The organism is Pontibacter sp. HSC-14F20, from assembly GCF_019599265.1.
GTDB lineage: Bacteria > Bacteroidota > Bacteroidia > Cytophagales > Hymenobacteraceae > Pontibacter.
Genome location: NZ_JAHZTC010000012.1, coordinates 109,210 through 128,444, shown reverse-complemented (window position 1 = coordinate 128,444; position 19,235 = coordinate 109,210). Strand labels below are relative to the sequence as shown.

The following is a 19,235-nucleotide window of genomic DNA, read 5'->3' as shown; positions in this document are numbered from 1 at the left end:
AATCAAGCCTGATCTGCTGAAAATCAAGTCTATACCAGTGTGTGAACCAGAAGTATTGTTGACGGGATTTTTGGGTGGGCTACATTCTGTAGATCCACTTAAAGAGCAGGATGCCGAGTATACAGCCAATTGTGTTGCTGAGCACATCAATCATATCGCCCTGGCGGCCGGGTACAAAAAAATGCTGCAGCAGTTCGATCGCGATGCCAAACATAGAGCTCACAAAAAATGCGGCGCGGATGGCGTAGTGCTTCAGCTGGAGATAGGTATACTGTTTCTTCAGGCCCACCACCATCAGGTATGTGAGCACGGCAAACATAAAAGCGTGGGCAAACGAATCAAAAGAGAAAATCTCCCAGATGGAAAGGGAGGGCATAGAAGAGGAGGGCAGCAGCGTCAAAACCATGATCACTGCTGCCCAAATGATGGTAAAGAAATTATACCGTAGGATCAAACCTGCTTCTATACTTGCAAAATTACTGACCGATTACTTCGCGGTAACCTTCAGCCGTCAACAGGCCTTCGATTTCGCTTGCGTCGCTGATAGACAATTTGATGATCCAGCCGTCTCCGTAAGGATCTGAGTTTACCAGTTCCGGGCTGCCGTCCAGCTTCTCGTTGAACTCCTGCACGGTACCGCTCAGTGGGCTGAACAGGTCAGACACAGTCTTCACGGCTTCTACTGTACCAAACACATCGTTCTGGCTGATTTCTTTGTCCACAGTGTCGATGTCAACATACACGATGTCGCCCAGCTCGCTCTGTGCAAAGTCTGTGATGCCAATGTAGGCTACGTCACCTTCTATGCGCACCCACTCGTGGTCTTTGGTATACTTTAGGTTGTCAGGTAAATTCATATCTATTGCTTTGGGTTAAATGATATCCAAAAATACGCTCTTTTTTGCAATGCTAAAAATTATTGCAGACTAACACGTAGCTGTACTCCCCCTTCTGACACACTGTTACGGAAAGAGGTCGAAATTTTAGGGTCAGACACCGTGCGCAGCAGGTAGAACTGTATGTTCACGCGCTGGCTCAGCACATAGTCTACAGTTGGGCGCAACTGCAGCTGACGCGTGCCATTGGTGATCTGGTTCTGGCTGATTTCGTTGCCCTGGTCGTCCTGCGCAATGGCCCGCTGCACGGTCTGGTTATCGCGCACCGACATGTCCATACGCAAAGTTAGTTCATTCTCCAGCGTGCGTTTCTCCCCGCCTATCCGGAAAGGTATACGGAAGTTTGTCGTGCTATACCCGAAGCCGAAGGTATAGTCCTTCACGTTGGTTTCGGTTACCTGCGCGTTGGTCAGGTTCAGCGACAGGTTGCGCTCTATCCTGTACCCTAAACGACCGGTCAGGTTGGTGTTCGTCCGGAAGTTTACGCCCAACAGTTCCAGTCGCTCCTGCACCGTCAGTTGGTTCACGATGTAGTACGGAATCAGCTGCCCAAACTCATTGGTGCGGGTCGGGTAGTCGCCTGGGCTGTTCTCGTAAGCCAGCGAGGTTGTAAAGCTTGTTACGTTGTAAGTCGAGTTATAGGAGTGCGTGAGGTTTACCTGGCTGAACCAGCGTTTAAAGAACTCCAACTGCGACAGGCCATTGTAGTCGATGCGCCAGTTAGGTATAGGCAGTCGCTTGAACGGATTGCCACCACTTGCCTTAAAGCCACTCGCATTGCGCCCTTGGTAAGCATACAAAAACGACTGCAGGAGCACATCCTGCGAGTTTAAGGTATAGCCTGAGTCACCGGCTGCTGCATTGGCATTGGTGAGGCGCTCCCGTATCTCGTGGCGGTTACGGATAAAGTTATCGAAAGCGGCCGAAGTTCCGTCTGCAGTAGGCTCAAAAATAGTACCCAGTGCAAAGAAGGATGTGCTGAATGAGCCGGTGTTGATCGGGTTCTGGCGCTCATTTACAGTGCCAATATTCCCGAAGTCATCGAACTGCTTGCGGTAAAACACTTCCTGTATCTCCGACATGTTGCGGCGGGCGTCGAGCTGCAGGTTAAAGTTACGGAACGGCTCCATGTTGGCCCTGGCCGTAAAAGTCTCTGTTTCAATTCCACTGAATGGCGTGTTCAGGTACTGGCTGCTGTCAGTATACCAACCGTTGGTAAAGGCGCGGTTATAAAGGTCATCCAGGTCATACTGACGGCCTAATATAAACGGCAGGCCCGGCGCATCGAAGCCATCGTCAAAGCCAAGCATTTTGGTGCGCGGCAGGTAGCCCGGCATCATGGTACCCCGGTTTTGCAGGTAAGTAAAGTTCACCGAGCGGGTCATCATCAGGAAGCGGGCCAATCCCTTGGCAAGTTTCATTTCAGATCGCTTCTGTACCACGCTGTCGCCTGGGGCAGGCACCGGTGGTCCGGCTTGCGGCTGTGTCGGGCTGTTCACCTCTTTCAGGAACTTCACTTTGTTGTAGAGCTTCACCAGGTCAAATCGGCCATTTACGCTAAACTCGGTACTATTCTCGGCAGTGTTACCCAAGCGGAAAGAGGCATCCTCGTTCAGGGCCGTAGAGCCGGCCGTCCAGATGTAGGTAACGGCATAGCGGGTTTCGGCGCCCAACCAGTCGGTAAGTGGGAATTTGTCAAACGGCACCTTGTAGTTGGCCGCCACCAACTGATTATAGTTTGTGTTACGCCCAAAATTGCGCAGGTTGTCCCAAATTACTTTGTTCTTGTAGCGCAGCGAGTCCACATCGCGGTTAATGCGGTAGTCCGGCTCGTCTACTACAGCACGGTTGGTGGCAGTATAGTCCAGCGACAGGCTCTTGCTGATGTCCCACTTGAGGTCATAAATACGGTTGAAGAAGAAGTACTTCTGGAACGTAGGTTCTATACCTCTGGAGGTGATCAGGCCCGAACCCGGATCGCGGCGCTGCAGGAAAGTCTCGTTATACCTGCGGTCGAGGTCGGCGCGGAAGGCAAAACGGCTTGGCAGCGGCGTAAAGTTCAGATCTTTGATCAGGCGCATGTACGGCGACTTGAGGCGCTCGCTTTTAGCAAACAACTCATAGTTGCGCGGCGTGTTGGTATAGGTATAGGCCACCGCTCCGGTATAGGTGCGGGTAAAGTCGCGGTCGGTCTCGATGTTGGTGAATAGGCGCTCGGCATAGGAGTACGAGAAGGACAGGTTTTCGACGTCATATGGGCGCACCTTGGCCTCCGGATTGGTGCGTTCTTTCCGCACGTTCAGCAAACTCACGCTTTTCCGGGTTTCTCTGGTACTTACTTCACGCCTGTACTCCCGCTGCGTTTCATCTGTCTCATACCTTGTCAGCGACTGCTCCAGTGGCACGTCCTTGTCGAGTGGGTCAAACTGCGGAGCGCTGTTCATGGTGCCATACTGCACCGATACCGGCACTTTTATACCTAGCTTTTCGGGCAGGAACTTATCGGCCACAATGTTGGCGCTTACATCAAATATGGCTGTGTTTTCTCGGGCTCGTTGCGCAATTTTCTGCTGCAGTGATCCAAAACCAATGGTCGTATAGCTGCCTGTTGCTGTGATGTTGGCAAAGTCGGCCAGTTTGGTGTTGAGGCGGGCATTGGCAGCCCAGCCGGAGTTATTCCGGAAGTCTGTTACACGCAGTTCGTTCACCCACACGCAAACCGATTGCGGACGGGCATCTTCGCCCGGTACGGTTGGGTTACGCAGACCAATCATCACACTTTGCACCTCACTGAAATCCGGGTTACCCACCACGCGTATCATCTTGCCACCTTCGAGCATCACCTCAAAAGGACGGCGGTTGTCCCAGCCTCCGGCAGTTTTGTTTCGCTCTACTTTGGCATTTACAAAATCCTCCAGGGCAACGTCCACTTCGTTTTCGGCAAGCCAGATGCCTTCGCGGCTGGTGGTGCCCAGTGGTGTTAGTTTAAGCGGCACCACGTACTCGTAGTAGTTTTGGGTATAGTCTGTACCTATTCTGACAAAAGCCTGCACATCATCGTCGCGGGTGTTCGGGTCGCGGGTTTGGGCATGTAGGAACAGTTTGAGGCGCTTGTAGATCAGCATGTCAATCGACAGGTTCTTGTAAACTGCCTTAGAGAAAGAATCTTTCAGATCCTCGACACACAACTGCATTGCCTGCTCGTTCTGCCGACGGTTATTAGTGGCAGCATAATCGCGCAGACGCTCTATACCTGGAGGCATCACATAAGGGATGATCGTTTCGTCGTTGCCTGTTTCGCTGTTCTCTTCTATGTTCACGGTAGACACGGTAAAAGATCGGGCATCGTCGGTACAGTTCAGGCAAGGGTTGCCGTCGGTGATTGGCTGCAGGAAAGTACGCCACTGGTTGGCCACAAACTGGAACTGCACAAAACGGAGCACCACCGGGTCGGCGAACTCCGTCATATACATACGCATGAAGCGGATCGATTTGAAACCACTGATGTTACCCACATTGCCCGTTGGCTGGCGCACCGGGACCCGGAACTGGTACCAGGTTACGTTGTCACCGGTTTTAGTATCCACGATCTTGTCTACGATGTAGTTTTCGCCCACGCTCATACCGCCTGGCTGCAGTTTGATCTTGTACTCGTAGTACTGCTCCAGGTCACTGATCACGTTGTCGCGGTTCAGGTCTTCTTTGTCAGGGAAAGCATAGTTAGAAAAGCGGCTCTGTTCCGGCGAGTTGCCTTCCATGCCGTTGAAGCGTTTGTAACGCTCCAGGATGCCGGCATTCTGCTGGTCATAAGCCTCATCGAGGTGGTGCAGGAAGTTGTCAGCAGAAGGGTCAGATAGGACGGTTTGCGGTGCTCCGCCAGGTATACGGCCCAGGAAGGTGTTCTGGAAAAACTCACGTTCTGCGTTGTCTCCTAAACCATCCAGACCGATGTCCTGGAAACCGCGGGCGCCCGGTACAGCCGAAAAAGCATCCGTCAGAAACTGCTGCGTGGTGACGCGTCCCCATTCTGTGGTCTGCATATTCTGGTTATCGGTAGCGGAGGTCGGTAAGCCGTTCTCAAATGCGTAGCGGTTGTCTTTTAGGATATCTTCCGACACGTTACCCAGGTTGATCACCAGTTCACCACCATCGTTGCTCGCTATCGGGTTGCCGTTCGAGTCTTTGCGTCCATTTGGTCCGGTCAGGAAAGGGTCCATCAGCCAGAATTCCACATACTCTACGTTGGCATTGTCAAAGTCTGTGTCGAAAGTAATCTCCCGGCTGATACCGCCCCAGTTCTTGCGCGGATCGTTCTGTAGTCTACCCTGTCCATCCAGGTTCGGATTGTAGTTGTACTGCCCGCGCTCCTGCGGGTAGTAGGCCACATCGAAGGTATACTCGTAGGCGTTGGCTATCTCACGATCGCGGCCCGGGAATACCTCATACCGTTGAACAGGTCGTACATAGTGGTTCTTGAGTTCCTCGTCGCCGATGTTGCTCGGGCGCAGGCCTTCGCTGTCGCGGTAGAAAATCTGGTCGATGGTATACCAGGCTACACGGGCACGGTTGTAGGCATATTCCAGGCCTTCTCCCTGCGCTAATGGGGCAGGAGTGGCCGCTAGTCGCCAAGTGGTATTGTTAAAGCCTCCCAGACTAAATGGAGTTTCAGCGCCTTCAAAGTCATCCAGGTATGAGGTGCCATCTTCGTTCACCGGCGACTTGGACGCGGAGGGCACCAAGTGTGCAAACTCGCCGCTGAAAGTCACGCTCGACGGTACTTTTGTCTGAATGAACGGAATCATGTCCGTCATCTTCGTCAGGAAGCGCGACTCCCGGTTAAAATTCACATCCAGCCCGTAAATTGTATTGTTGGTAGGTTCGTCGCCGATGCTCACGCGGTTAATGTACGGCCGCTCGTTAAGGTGCAGCACCGTACCGCCCAGGTTCAGGTCGTTGTTTACGCGGTAGTCGAATCGGGCGCCCAGCATGGTGCGGGGTTGTATGTTAAGCAGTTCGGCCTTTTCGTACGTCACGCGCAGGTCGCTGGCCGAAGCAATGTAACTCGGGTTCAGTATTTTGATGCGACCAAGGTCATAGAATACCTGGTAGTCGGTGCCTTCTTCGAGGCGCGTGCCACCGGAGTATACCGCCACAGAACCTTCGGCAATTCGGAAGCCCGGCAGCATAATTTCATCGGTGGAACTGGCTTGAAAGCGGCCTTTGAGAAAGAACTTTGCTTTCAGTGTGTTCTGCTGCGCGTCTGTTTGAGTTTGTTCGTAGAGTTCTTGGAAAACGTAGCGTTCAATCAGGTCCTGCCGCCCTTCGAATTGATTAGCCAGGTATGAGCCAAAAGGTTCTACTACCGGAAAGATGATGCGCCCTGTTTCAGGGTCAATGGTTATACCTTCCAGGAAGTCGAAGTTACCGTCGCGGGGTTTGTCATTGTTCGTGTTGACATTATCAAGGTTGAGTACTTCGATCAGCGGGATGTTCTGGATCGGGCTCGGCTCTTTTAAGCTGGTGATGTCAACGCCAGTCTCGTCGTCTTTGTAAACGATCTGCAGCTGGAAATTCTGGCGGTTTACCTGTGTCGCGTCCAGACTGTAGACGTTTTTCATCATCAAGTCCCAGGTTGGGTATTCCAGTGCCGGATTGGTCGCCTTCAGCAACTTCATGTGAATCACCTGGTCATCTCGCAGGTTCTGGTAGTCCTCCATCAACTCGCCCACTTTGTAGGTCTGGCCGTTGTAGGTATACTCAAAAGCGACGCCCAGCACCTGGTCGGGCAGCAGGGCGGTGGTCAGGGAAATATAGCCCAACTGCTGGTTGAACTTATACTCACGCGGGTCCAGCCTGCGGGCGCGCACGTGCTCAAAATCAATAGCTTTCTGTAGGCCCAAGCTGTTTAGGTATGTATCTACCTGGTCGTTGTTGCGGGCCTGCGGGTTAGTGTTGATCAGGCTATACAGTGCGTTGGCGTTGTTAGCGGCCGGGGCTAACGGGTTGCGCTCAAACTGATTTCTAAATGGATCGGCTTCGCCTAAGTCCATGTAGGCGACCATGTTGCGCAGGTTTTCGGTGCTGCGGTTGTTGTTGGTTACGTATAGCTCCAGACGGCGAATCACGATGCCGGAGTTTACCAGCGGCAGGTTCTGCAGCGTTTTGTCATACCTACCGCGGAAGAACTGTGACAGGAAGAAGTGGCGGTCGCGGTCGTAACTGTCGGCTCGTATCTCAAAAGGCTTGTTCTGTGCTCCGTTCTGGATCACTACCTCGTCGTTACGGCCACGCACGTTAGCGGCAATCGTCGTCACGCCCAGGCGGCCGAACTGCAATTGTGTTTTTAAACCAAACAGATTCTGTGCGCCCGTGATCAAAGAGTTGTTAAGTGGCAGACTCACATTACCAGCCTCTACCTTACGAATGATTTCCTCCTCGAAGCCAGTATAGTCCAGCTTCATGTTGTTTTCGAACTCGAAGTTGGCGTTGTTGTCCCAGTTAAAGTTGAGGCGCATTTTCTCCCCGATCTTGCCCACCAGGTTGAGCGAAATGTTCTGGTCGAAATCAAAGTCGCCGGTGCGTTGCTGCCGGAGAGGTATAGAAGGGTTTTCGTTGCGGTTGAAACGGGCTCCGAACTTCAGGTTGACGTTACCATTCGGCTGAATATCCACAAAGTTGCCTCCGAACACTCGGTCAAATACCGGGCTGATGTAGATCTTCGGTACCAGGCGGCGTCCACTTACTACGCTTTCGCCATCCAGTCCGGCTGACTTACTGCGCCAGTAGTCGCGGATGGCTTGTTGGCGCTGGTAGCGGGAATATTCTTCCCACGACATGGTAGAGGGAAGTCGATAATCCAACTCACCCATACGCTCGTTGATGTTGTACTGCCGCAGGCTATCGTCGAGTTGTATTTCGAGTTCTATGTTAGAGGGCTGACCAAGCAGCAGGGGAGAAGTGCTCGGGCGGGTGCCGAAAGGGCTTCCAATGCGATCGCTCGGCTTAAATGTCGGGCGACGGCTCGGAATGTAGGGCTGTAAGCGGGCAGAGTCCTGCGGAATGGTATCCTGAACGAAAAAATCTGAAAAAATCAGGGTGCTATACCTGTTGTGCGAACGCACTCCTTCGGCATGCGACCACCATGCCAGCATAGTGATCGCAGCAACCGTTGCAAACAGCAGGCTGTTTTTTTTACTTTTCCAGATCAAGTTGGGCTCTACCGATTAAGAAGACTTTAAGGCAAATTTTATTAGTTCCTCTACGCTCAGGCTTCTGTCTTCCCGCTTGATGATCGCATCAAGCGTTTTCTCTGCCACGTTCTTAGCAAAGCCTAGTGTAACTAAAGCTGATAACGCTTCTGCACGAGACGTATTGTGTGCGGAAACGGGAACTGCTGTGCTACCAGCCAGCATGGTTTCTTTCTTTATTTTATCTTTTAATTCCAATATGATGCGCTGCGCAGTTTTCGCTCCGATTCCCTTCACATGTTGAATGGTACGCACATCTTCCCGCACAATAGCCTGCTGCACTTCATCCACCGACAGCGACGATAAAATCATCAGGCCCGTGTTTGGCCCCACCCCAGAAATTGAGATCAGAAGCAGAAATGTCTCCTTCTCAGCGGCTGTTGTAAAGCCATACAAGGTATGGGCATCCTCTTTGATATGCAGGTAAGTATGCAGCTTGCAGCGCTCCCCCTCAGGCAGTGACGAATACGTGTTGAGGGAAATTTTGATCTGATAACCTATGCCATTGACATCGACAATGACATAGGTAGGATCTTTTAGAGCCAGCTTACCATCAATGTACGCAATCATCTATATATGTTTATTATTATAGTTTTGAGCATCTACGACAGCAATGGAAACCATGTTAACGATTTCGCGGATGGAGCTTCCCAACTGCAGAATATGAACCGGTTTGCGCATACCCATTAGCACAGGGCCAATTGCCTCAGCACCACCTATTTCCTGTAGCAGTTTGTAAGCGATGTTACCCGAAGTAAGTGTCGGGAAAACAAGTGTATTTGCTCCTTTTTCAGCCAGTTCGCTAAATGGATAGTGTTCACGTAGCAGGTTCTTGTTCATGGCCGTGTTCGCCTGCATTTCACCATCAATCATGAGGTCCGGGTAACGCTGCTTCGCCTTGCGCACTGCCTCAGCACCTTTGTTAGGTATATCGCCCTGCACGGAGCCGAAGTTAGAGTATGACAATACAGCCATGCGCGGCTCCGTGTCGAAGAAGCGCACGGCACGGGCGGTCAGGCCAATAATGTCTACCAGTTCGTCGGCAGTAGGGTTTACGTTTACTGTGGTATCAGCGAAGAAATAAGGCTCTTTTTTGCTCAGGATAATGTACATACCTGCCACTTTGTTAATGCCTTCTTCCACCCCGATAATCTGCAGCGAAGGCAGGATCGTTTTGGAGTAGTCACGCGTAAGGCCTGAGATGAGCGCATCTGCTTCGCCTGTTTCGAGCATCATGGCGCCAAAGTAGTTGCGGTCACGCATCTGGCGACGGCTGTCGAACAGGGTGAGCCCCTTGCGCTGACGTTTCTTATATAGCAGTTGGGCAAATTCTTCCCGCTTGGCATCCTCTTCGTACGTGTCAATGATCACGCAGTCATGCAGGTCGAGGTTGGTTTCTTCTATAATAGCGGCAATTCGGGCTTTGTTGCCCAGCAGGATCGGGTTCGCGATGCGCTGTTCTTTTACGATCTGAGCCGCTTTAAGTATCTTATAATGATCTGCTTCCGCAAACACCACCGTCTTCGGATCTTTCTTCGCCTGGTTGGTAATGCGTGTCATCAGCTTCTGATCAATACCGATACGCTCCTGCAGTTCCTGTTCGTAGGCTTCCCAATTGGTGATCGGGTGCTTGGCCACACCACTCTCCATGGCTGCTTTGGCTACTGCCGGCGACACCGTTGTAATCAGGCGCGGATCAAGTGGCTTCGGTATCAGGTAGGTACGGCCAAATGAAATAGTGTTGTCTCCGTAGGCTTTGTGCACCATTTCCGGAACGGGCTCTTTTGCGAGATCAGCCAGGGCACGCACAGCGGCCAGCTTCATCGCTTCGTTGATTTCTGTGGCGCGTACATCCAGGGCTCCTCTGAATATGTAGGGGAAACCAAGCACGTTGTTTACCTGGTTCGGATGGTCTGAGCGGCCGGTTGCCATGATCAGATCATCGCGGGTTTCCATGGCTACCTCATAAGGAATCTCCGGGTCCGGGTTGGCCAGTGCAAAAATGATCGGGTTAGGGGCCATCAGCCTTACCAACTCTGGTGCCAGCACGTTGCCGGCCGAGAGTCCGATGAATACATCAGCGCCTTCCATGGCTTCTGGCAGTGTGTTTATCTTGCGCAGGGTCACAAACTGTGCTCTGTAAATGTCCAGGTCGTTGCGTTCGGGACGGATGATGCCATCCTTGTCGAACATCACGATGTTGTCCAGCTTGGCACCCAGGGCCACATATAGTTTGGTACAGGCGATAGCAGCAGCGCCCGCGCCATTTATTACAATCTGGATATCTTCAATTCTTTTGCCTGCCAGTTCCAGTGCGTTGAGCAGCGCTGCCGAAGAGATAATGGCTGTGCCGTGCTGGTCGTCGTGCATGAGCGGAATGTTCATCTGCTCCTTCAGGGCGTTTTCTATCTTAAAGCTCTCCGGCGCTTTGATGTCTTCCAGGTTGATGCCGCCAAACGTTGGTTCCAGCGACTTTACAATACGGATGAATTCTTCCGGATCGGTGCAGTCGATTTCAATATCAAACACGTCTATACCTGCGAACTTCTTAAAAAGCACGCCTTTCCCTTCCATCACAGGCTTTGAGGCATCCGGGCCGATATTGCCCAGTCCGAGAACGGCTGTGCCGTTGGAGATAACACCTACCAGGTTTCCCTTGGCAGTATACTTATATACATTGTCTTTGTCAGCGGCTATTTCTTTGCAGGGCTCTGCTACTCCAGGAGAGTAAGCCAGAGCCAGGTCATGCTGCGTACTCAGCATTTTGGTCGGCACTACTTCTATTTTGCCGGGTTGCCCCTGCATGTGGTAGTTAAGTGCGTCCTCTTTGTTTACTTTGATCATGGTATGCGTTGTTGTGTTGTCTCGTGTTTAGTTGTTCCCTCGCACTTTGCGGCTCCCGCACCTGGCAGAAGCTTAAAGCCAATTTGATAAGATTTTATGGTTTATCAAAGTCGTAATCGACAAAGATACATTCTGAATAACCTGCATCTAGCAGAATACCCTGTTTTTTATCAGGCTGCTCAGATTCAGGTATGGACTACTGTCTCTTATTGCAATAAATGGATAATCGGGAGGGTATAAACGACGAAACACCCTTCCGTTAGAAGAGTGTTCCGTTTGATTTATACCTGTCTGCCTAGCTCAGAATCAGTTGCTGGCCCGGTTTTATAGCGCTGTTTTTGAGCTTGTTCAGCTTCTTGATCTTTTCGACTGTCACCCCTTCATGTCGCTGGGAAATAGTCCAGAGTGTGTCGCCTGGCTGTACATGATAAATGAAACGATCCTGGGCCTGGCTCTTGGCCGATGACTGCTTTTGTGTTGTATTGGCTTTTGGCTTCTCTGTGGCCATAGCCAGTTTGGCTGTGTTTACTTCCGGAGCAGGTTTCCACACCAGTAGCTTGTCCTGCACTCTGATCGAGGAGCCTTCTAGTTTATTCCACTCCTTCAGGTCTTCTATCGTAACGCCATGCCTGCGGGCAATTGTAAACAGGTTATCGCCGCGGCGTACAATGTAGGTGGCTTGTACCAGGCTGTCTTTGGTCGCTTCCTGCGTGGTGGCAGAGGCCAGCATAACCGGTGCTTCTGCTGGAGTAATCTTTTTGGCCGGAGGAGGCGTAGGGGCAGCGGCGAGCAAAATGCAGCTCTGTTCGGCAGCCAGCAGGTATGCAGCCTGCGCCGGAACGCGCAATTTGTAATTGCGGGTCGTAGCTGGCAGTTTTGCTTGTTTGATCTCCGGGTTCAGAGCCAGCAAAGCCAGCGTGTCTATGTGTAGTTCAGCCGCCAGCTTTTCGAGATCCAGCGCCTGGTTCACATCCAGGTGAGTATAGTCGGCTGCATACAGAATAGAGTCAGAGAAAATATTATGCTCCGGCGCATACTTCATCGCATAGATCACCGCCGTCATAGAAGGTATATAGTTGCGGGTTTCTCTGGGCAGGTATGGGTAAATTTCCCAAAAGGTCTTTTTACCGCCACCTGCTCGCCTGATTGCTTTGTTCACGTTGCCCTGACCGCAGTTGTAGGCAGCCATGGCTAGTTCCCAGTCGCCATACGTGCGGTATAGCCTGCTCAGAAAGCGCATAGCCGCATCCGTGGATTTCTCGATATCCATGCGCTCATCGATGTGCTGGTCCTGGTTCAGGCCGTATTCTTTGCCCGTGGATTTGATGAACTGCCAGGGACCAACTGCACCCGCCCATGAAGCCGCTTTCGGGTTCAGGCCAGACTCTACAATGGAAAGGTACTTGATGTCCTGCGGCATGTTGTACTTCTTCAGGTACTTCTCGTAGATCGGGAAATACACATTTTCACGGGAGATCATGGTGCGCGTATATTTTCTGTTACGGACAGTAAAGTAATCGATGTGATTGCGCACAAATTTATTGAATACCAAAGGGATGTCAGCCTCAATACAGCTCAGCCTGTCTTGAATCACTTCGTCGGGCTCATAGGGGATATACTCCACGAGCAGCGCCAGTTCCTCATCTGAAAGGAAGGTAGTATCTGCCTGTGGTTTTTTTAAGGAATCCTCTTCTATGAGTCTTTCGAACCTGATCGTATAGCCAAAAGCCTGGGCATGGATCGCCCACATACTTCCAACCAGTGCTGCAAGTACTGTAAAGAGTCTAAACTGCGTCATTATAATTTATGCTTCAACGGTTAGCTTGTCCAGTATGTAATTCGAGAAAGCCAGCAGTTGCGGCTCCTCAAATGAGCGGGTCATTAACTGCAACCCGATGGAAAGGCCATTCGCATCGCGACCTGCCGGAATAGAGATGGCAGGAACACCAGCAAGCGAGGCCTGAACCGTAAAGATGTCAGCCAAGTACATAGCCAACGGATTCGCCGTATTCTCCTCTAGCCTGAAGGCCGTAGTAGGAGCAGTAGGCAATATAAGAAAATCATAATGTTGCAGCAACTCATCCGTCTTATCTTTTATGAGACGGCGTACGCGCTGGGCCTTGGTATAGTAGGCGTCATAGTAGTCGGCGCTCAGCACAAAAGTGCCCAGCATAATGCGGCGCTGCACCTCCGGACCGAAGCCCTCGGCACGCGTTTTTTTGTAAAGGGAGGTAAGGTCGGTTGCGTTCTCGCTGCGGTAGCCGTACTTCACGCCGTCAAAACGACCCAGGTTAGAACTGGCTTCGGCAGTCGTGAGAATATAATAAGTCGGCACCATGTAATCCAGGTATGGGAACTCCACGGCTTCTACCTGGTGGCCTGCCTCCTGTAACATGTCTTTCACGCCTAGGATGCTTTCTTTCACCTCGGCGTCCAGACCCTCACTTTCGAAGCAGTCGCGGATATAGCCAATTTTGTATTTCTTGTCTGTCTGCAGCATCTGGCTATAAGCCGGAACCGGGCGGTGACTTACAGTGCTGTCATACTCGTCACTACCAGCCATTACTTCCAGCAGTAGGGCTGCGTCTTCTACGCTCTTCGAAATGATACCGATCTGGTCGAAAGAAGAAGCATAGGCGATCAGGCCGTAGCGGGAAATACGCGAATAAGTAGGCTTAAGACCCACCACACCGCAGAAAGAAGCTGGCTGGCGAACAGAGCCACCTGTGTCGGAACCAATCGAAGCCAGGCACAGGTCAGCCTGTACGGCTACGGCAGATCCTCCGGACGAACCACCCGGTACGCGGGTCGTATCGTCTGCGTTGAGCACGGGACCAAAGGAAGAGTTTTCGTTAGAAGCTCCCATCGCAAACTCGTCACAGTTCTGGCGACCAATGATAATAGCATCTTCAGCAAGCAGGCGCTGTACTGCCGTAGCGGTATAAAGCGACTTAAAACCGTCCAGAATCTGGCTGGATGCCTGCAGGCTATGGCCTTCGTACGCCAGTACATCTTTAAGGCCGATTACCATACCTGCCAGTTTGCCGGCATGGCCTGAGGCGAGTTTCTTGTCTACAGCGTCGGCCTGGGCAAATGCTTCTTCCTCGAATATCTCCAGGAAAGCGTTTAGCTCAGGCTTCTGCTTTATATTATGAAGGTAGTGCTCTACCAGCTGTCTGCACGAAAGTTGCCCGTTGGCAATATCGCTGCGAATGTCACGAAGTGAGTGGTATGATTTCAAACTAGTCAGGCTTTTTTATGTCCTTGATGGAGCGTTCAAGCTCGTTCTGGATTTCGTTTTTGGCATCGTTAAAGCTACGGAGACCGCGACCGGCAGAACGTGCCATGCCTGGGAGTTTATCGGCGCCAAAAAGCAGGAGTACTGCGGTTAGTACAACAAGAATTTCTCCTCCTCCCAGGTCTGCCAGGAAGAGGAGAATTGCACTAGGTATCATAAAGCGTTATGCCGGAAATTACTTTACAGGAGTATCCTTTGTCGACTTTTCCAGATCGTCTTTGATCTCGTTGGTGGCGTCCTTGAACTCACGGATTCCACGGCCCAGACCTCTTGCAAGCTCTGGAATGCGCTTTGCTCCAAAAAGAAGCAGAATCACCACAAGGATCAGGATCAACGAACCGCCCCCAATGTTCTGGATAAATGCTAGTGTGTTGGTAAGTACCATGTTCTTAAAATTTTAAGATGAATTGCTGCAAAAATAAAGCTTATATTTTAATTAAACCCACATTTGGAAACATTAGTTTAGTCACCTGTCATTAACCTTGAGAAATCAGGTATAGGGAACGGTAACATGTGGTTCATCAGTCGTGATTAGGGTACGATGCAAGTGAGTTGCAACTTCATATAGGAAGAGGCGTATAGAGGGGCAAATAAATTTAAGGGTTCTATTACAAACAGAATCTTTTCGAACCGATTTACATCGGTCTTTTTCCCAAAATGAAAATAAAGTTTCCGATATAGGGAAAAATGAATGCTTGTGGATTTGCTTTTATAGCTGATAATAAGCTGTTTAGTGTTTTTATTATTTTTGGCAAGCTACTTGTAATATGCCTTGTACAACAGAATCGCATAGAAACGCCTGGCAGAGGCGGAAAGCAAAATCGCAAGTTAAGAAGAAAATTAAATATTAAGTTTTTTTAATCTTCTGTTTGCAAGTGTGATTAAAAGGTTGTAAATTAATCCTAGAAATTTAACACAGCCCTCCCGAATAGGAGAGAGTGTCTAAATATAATTTTAAGTTTGTTTTCATAGCTTGGAAAGGCACCCTGCTTTGTAGGGTGTTTTTTCTTTATAGGGGGTATAGAAAATTAGCTTACAAGAAATCGAAAGCTAAAAAAGCGCAGCGGGCATCTTATAAGATGGTCCACTGCGCTTTTTTATGTCAGGTATAACAGGAGGTCTACTTTGGCCTGATCCAGCTTTCAGGGTTCAGGTTGGTATTGTTTTTCCAGAGTTGGAACTGCAATTCGGTCGTGCCGTTTGAGTCGGTGTACACCGTGCCGATCACGTCTTTTTGCTTCACATTCTGCCCTTCTTTTACGCTCACGGTGCGCAGTTTTGCATAAACCACAAAGTACTCACCGTGCTGCACCATCACAATATTGTTCATGCCGGGTACACTGGCTACTGTTAATACTTTGCCTTCGAAAATAGCACGTGCAGGCTCTCCCTGACCGGTCTGAATATCAATTCCTCTGTTTTCTATGACTACGCCTTTCAGTACCGGGTGATTGTGCCGGCCAAATTTCTGCGAAATAAAACCACGGTCCACGGGCCAGGCCAGGCGACCGCGATTACCCGCAAAAGATGAGGAGATAAGTGCCGCTTCCGGTGTGAGGGTGATTTTGCTGGAGCTTCCGCTGGTGGCACGACCTTCTTCGCGGGCAGCGCGGGCGGCGCGGGCTATTTCCTCTTTCACAATGTCGGCTATGAGGTTATCCAGCTTTCTGACGGCTTGCTGGCGTTGCGCCACTTCTTTTTTAAGTTGCGACTCCTGCTTGCTGAGCTTTTGGATCATGCCATCCTGCTGGGTGCGCAGCGTTACCAGATTTTTATTTTCCAGCATCTGCTTATCGAGCAGACCACGTTTCTCTTCCCGCTGTGATTCCAGGGTGCGCAGCTGGCCGGTCAGGGCTACCTGTACCTTGTTGATTTGTTCTACCTGTTTCTTGCGGGCCTCAGAATACTGCTGCAGGTAACGTAGTCGGCGTACCATTTGGTTGAAGGAATCAGCAGCGAACACGAACATGAGTTTATTGTAGCTGTTGGCAGTTTTGGAGGCGGCGTAAACCATGGTGGCGTACTCGGCTTTCAGGCTTTCCAGGTCGGCCTGCAGTTCGCCTACTATACCTTCCGTTTCTTTCATACCCGACTCGAGCAGCTTTATTTCCCGGGAGATGGTGCTGATAACGCCTTTCTGTACCGCAATTTTTTCCTGAATGGCGTTGAGCTGGCCAATAGAAGCTTCCTTCTGCACCTTGGTCTGCTGCAGAATGCGATTTGCTTCTTTAATACGGTTTAGATTTTCCTTTTTCTCTTTCTCAAGCTGTGCCTTCGATTTTTGTTTCTGGGCTTGTGTAACCAACGGCAACAGCAGGACGATCAGGAAAAAGGCTGATTTGTAAAGGGCCTTCATCAGAAATAGGGGTATACTACACTTAGCTTACAAATATGGTAAAACTAAATGGCCCGAACCAGAAGCCCGGAAATTTTATTCGACTAAAGGCGCTTGTAACCAGAAGGAACACTGAAAGGAAACTCCAGCACATCCTCAGAAACAGTGACCTTGGTATGGCTTAGATTGAAGTCAGATATCTGACCCGACTGTAGAATCTGAGCCAGCATGTTGTAGGCAAAAGGGACATCGCCCAAGGGCTGAAAACTCTCATATTGCACCACAATGCTATTGCCGGAAAGCTGGTCTTTCACGTTGAGCTGCTGCAGTTTCAGATTTTCAGAGCTGATGAAATACTCGAAGAGGAGGTTTTGGCGCAGTTGCTGCACATGCTGCATCTGTCCCTGGTTGGTGGCTTTTTCAGAGCCGTTGGCCTGGTAGTTTCCAAGCAAAATGGCCTGCACCACCTGAAAGTCGAGCGCTACATTAAAGCGCTTGCTCAGAAAAGCATAATCAGTAACAACATACTCCCGCTGGATACGGTTCATCAGGTATACGGAGTCGGGCGTGAGCTTAATACGGGCAGCTTCTATACCTAAGCCCGGCAGTACCGACACCCAGATCACGCTGTCTTTTTGCATGCGAAGGGCATAACCCGACGAAGTGCTCTGGCCTTTGTCATCGAATTTGAGCTGGCCGCGGGCATTCAGGTAAGTGAATTCAAGATTCTGGACAGTGACGTTGCCAACAGTTTCAGTGGCAGCGGTGGCAGTAGAAGGGATCGTTTCTTTTTTGCAAGCGGAAAACAGGAGTATGCCCAGCAGGCATAGCAGGAGCTGTTTATTCATAGAGTTTCTTTTCTTTTATCTTTCTGTCCAGGAAAGCGGATGCCTCCCCTTTAAGCTTGGCCTTTTCCCACTGTCTGACTGCTTCATCGCGTTTGCCCATCTTAAACAGCACGTCGCCGTAATGTTCCACAATGGTGGCGTCTTCAGAAACAGCGATAGCTTGCTCGAGATATTTTAGGGCGCCCTCGTAATCTTCCATCTTGTACAGCACCCAGGCATAGGTATCCAGGTAAGTGGGGTTGGCAGGATGTTGCTCTACCAGTCGGCCAGCCATGGCTTTGGCTTTGGGCAGTTGCTCGCCACGCAGCGACAAAAAGTAACTGTAGTTATTAAGTACGTGTTCGTTGTCTGGGTCGTGTGAAAGCACCGCCTCATACGCCTCATCCGATTTTTTATACTCTTTTATGGAGTTGTAGGCATCTCCAAGCTGCGCATTAAACTGTGCTACCAGCTCTGGCTCACTTGCCGAAAGTCGTTTGCCATGTTCCAGCGATTTAGCAGCCCGGTCAAAATTCTTCTCAATCAAATGGCCGGTGCCGTTGTAGAACCAGAAAACAGCTTGGTTAGGGAATAACTCCAGTGCTTGCTCTGAGTGCTTCACCAATTCTCCGGACTCCCCCAGTTCAGCATCCAACAGCACGATCTGCTGCCAGATTTTGAAGTGCGAGTCGTCCAGTTTTACAGCTTTGATGTAGTTGACACGGGCCTTGTCTTTTTTGCCGGTAATGGTTTGCAGGTCGCCAGCTACCGCGTAGGCCTTGGCTTCCTCGGGATGGGACGCTATAGTGAGGTCCGCCAACTCCAAGGCTATACCTTCTATAGCGGGGTTAGGCAGCTGCCGGATAAAATCAACCAGAATACGTACTTTGGTGTCGATATCGAGGTCGGTGCTGGCAAATGCGATTTTTACCTGCTTTTCAGATTCCGGTAAATTACCCTTCTGACGTTGCAGGTCCGAGAGCATCAGGTGAGCAAAAGGGTTGTTTGGCTCGATGCGCAGGGCGCGGTTGAGCGTTTCAATGGCAATGTCTGGCTTTTGACTGGCATTGTACAACTCGGCCTGGGCCAGCAGATAGCGAATCTCGGTAGGGTTGGAGGCAATTAGCTTTTCGCCTTCCGCAAGGGCTTTCCCAATATTTTTCTGGCGCAGGTATATCTGCTGACGGTTCATGGAAAGCTGCTCCAGCGCTCCGTACTTTTTCTCGATCCGGTCGTAGGTCTTCAGCGCATCGTCGTACTTGGACTGTGCCAGGTATAGCTCGGCCAAACTGAACAGATATTGCTCCTGATCAGGTATGTTGCGCATCAGGTCGTTGTAAGCCTGAGCAGCCTCGGTATACTGCTTTTGTTCGGCATGCAACTGCGCGAGCAGCAGGTAGTAGTAAGGGTTCTGATTATCGCCGGCGATGGCGGCTTGTGCAAATGTTAGGCCCGCTTTGGGGTTCTCCATCAGCATGTAAGTTTCGGCCAGTTTGTAGTTAAGCGCTGCGTTACTGGGCGTAACAGCATAGGCTTTCTGAAACTGGCTAAGTGCCTGCTTATAATCTTCCAGCATGAAATATTTCATGCCCTCCAGAAACAATGCCTCGCTCAGCAGCTTTTCCTGCTCGCTGGGTTCGGGCTGCGGCACAGGTATGGCTACCTGCTCCGTCTCGCTCTTCTCCTTGCCCTTCTTTTTTTTCTTCTTAGACTGGGCCTGGCTTTCGCCGGTCGCGACCAGTGCAAGGCAGCAAGTAGCGAGCACAATGTTTCTGAATCGGGTCATAA

General features: G+C 50.7%; 12 protein-coding genes. All 12 read right to left on the bottom strand.

Going from position 1 to position 19,235, the window contains the following annotated elements; all coding sequences use genetic code 11:
• Positions 1 to 79: 79 nt before the first annotated feature.
• Complete coding sequence (locus K3G39_RS13195) at positions 80 to 454, bottom strand: VanZ family protein (RefSeq protein WP_255594314.1); 375 nt, start codon at positions 452 to 454, stop codon at positions 80 to 82.
• 22 nt (positions 455 to 476) lie between these two features.
• Positions 477 to 857: a glycine cleavage system protein GcvH gene (gene gcvH, locus K3G39_RS13190; RefSeq protein WP_220626627.1), complete on the bottom strand. Its 381-nt coding sequence runs from the start codon at positions 855 to 857 to the stop codon at positions 477 to 479.
• A 59-nt stretch (positions 858 to 916) separates the two neighbouring features.
• Entirely contained in the window at positions 917 to 8,047 is a 7,131-nt protein-coding gene (gene sprA / locus K3G39_RS13185; RefSeq protein WP_220626626.1) for a cell surface protein SprA, read from the bottom strand.
• A gap of 72 nt (positions 8,048 to 8,119) precedes the next feature.
• The gene (gene ruvA / locus K3G39_RS13180) at positions 8,120 to 8,713 is read right to left on the bottom strand and encodes a Holliday junction branch migration protein RuvA (protein WP_220626625.1); all 594 of its coding nucleotides are present in this window, start codon (positions 8,711 to 8,713) and stop codon (positions 8,120 to 8,122) included.
• The gene (locus K3G39_RS13175) at positions 8,714 to 10,987 is read right to left on the bottom strand and encodes an NADP-dependent malic enzyme (RefSeq protein WP_220626624.1); all 2,274 of its coding nucleotides are present in this window, start codon (positions 10,985 to 10,987) and stop codon (positions 8,714 to 8,716) included.
• Between the two features lie 295 nt (positions 10,988 to 11,282).
• A complete protein-coding gene (locus K3G39_RS13170; RefSeq protein ID WP_220626623.1) occupies positions 11,283 to 12,785 on the bottom strand; it encodes a lytic transglycosylase domain-containing protein in 1,503 nt (500 codons plus the stop codon).
• A gap of 6 nt (positions 12,786 to 12,791) precedes the next feature.
• Positions 12,792 to 14,228: an Asp-tRNA(Asn)/Glu-tRNA(Gln) amidotransferase subunit GatA gene (gene gatA, locus K3G39_RS13165; protein WP_220626622.1), complete on the bottom strand. Its 1,437-nt coding sequence runs from the start codon at positions 14,226 to 14,228 to the stop codon at positions 12,792 to 12,794.
• Between the two features lies 1 nt (position 14,229).
• The gene (locus tag K3G39_RS13160; protein WP_220626621.1) at positions 14,230 to 14,442 is read right to left on the bottom strand and encodes a twin-arginine translocase TatA/TatE family subunit; all 213 of its coding nucleotides are present in this window, start codon (positions 14,440 to 14,442) and stop codon (positions 14,230 to 14,232) included.
• A gap of 18 nt (positions 14,443 to 14,460) precedes the next feature.
• On the bottom strand, positions 14,461 to 14,670 hold the full coding sequence (locus K3G39_RS13155; protein WP_101446552.1) for a twin-arginine translocase TatA/TatE family subunit: 210 nt from the start codon (positions 14,668 to 14,670) through the stop codon (positions 14,461 to 14,463).
• 735 nt (positions 14,671 to 15,405) lie between these two features.
• Positions 15,406 to 16,641, bottom strand: a complete 1,236-nt coding sequence (locus K3G39_RS13150; protein ID WP_220626620.1) for a murein hydrolase activator EnvC — start codon at positions 16,639 to 16,641, stop codon at positions 15,406 to 15,408.
• An 83-nt stretch (positions 16,642 to 16,724) separates the two neighbouring features.
• The gene (locus K3G39_RS13145; RefSeq protein WP_220626619.1) at positions 16,725 to 17,468 is read right to left on the bottom strand and encodes a DUF4292 domain-containing protein; all 744 of its coding nucleotides are present in this window, start codon (positions 17,466 to 17,468) and stop codon (positions 16,725 to 16,727) included.
• Positions 17,461 to 19,233: a tetratricopeptide repeat protein gene (locus tag K3G39_RS13140; protein ID WP_255594313.1), complete on the bottom strand. Its 1,773-nt coding sequence runs from the start codon at positions 19,231 to 19,233 to the stop codon at positions 17,461 to 17,463. The genes K3G39_RS13145 and K3G39_RS13140 overlap by 8 nt, the downstream gene beginning before the upstream one ends.
• Positions 19,234 to 19,235 lie beyond the last annotated feature (2 nt).

Bases quoted from the DNA above. Each gene is read 5' to 3' on its own strand.
- gcvH (WP_220626627.1), bottom strand. From the start codon at position 857: ATGAATTTACCTGACAACCTAAAGTATACCAAAGACCACGAGTGGGTG.
- sprA (WP_220626626.1), bottom strand. From the start codon at position 8,047: ATGCTGGCATGGTGGTCGCATGCCGAAGGAGTGCGTTCGCACAACAGG.
- ruvA (WP_220626625.1), bottom strand. From the start codon at position 8,713: ATGATTGCGTACATTGATGGTAAGCTGGCTCTAAAAGATCCTACCTAT.
- K3G39_RS13175 (WP_220626624.1), bottom strand. From the start codon at position 10,987: ATGATCAAAGTAAACAAAGAGGACGCACTTAACTACCACATGCAGGGG.
- K3G39_RS13170 (WP_220626623.1), bottom strand. From the start codon at position 12,785: ATGACGCAGTTTAGACTCTTTACAGTACTTGCAGCACTGGTTGGAAGT.
- K3G39_RS13160 (WP_220626621.1), bottom strand. From the start codon at position 14,442: ATGATACCTAGTGCAATTCTCCTCTTCCTGGCAGACCTGGGAGGAGGA.
- K3G39_RS13155 (WP_101446552.1), bottom strand. From the start codon at position 14,670: ATGGTACTTACCAACACACTAGCATTTATCCAGAACATTGGGGGCGGT.
- K3G39_RS13150 (WP_220626620.1), bottom strand. From the start codon at position 16,641: ATGAAGGCCCTTTACAAATCAGCCTTTTTCCTGATCGTCCTGCTGTTG.
- K3G39_RS13145 (WP_220626619.1), bottom strand. From the start codon at position 17,468: ATGAATAAACAGCTCCTGCTATGCCTGCTGGGCATACTCCTGTTTTCC.
- K3G39_RS13140 (WP_255594313.1), bottom strand. From the start codon at position 19,233: ATGACCCGATTCAGAAACATTGTGCTCGCTACTTGCTGCCTTGCACTG.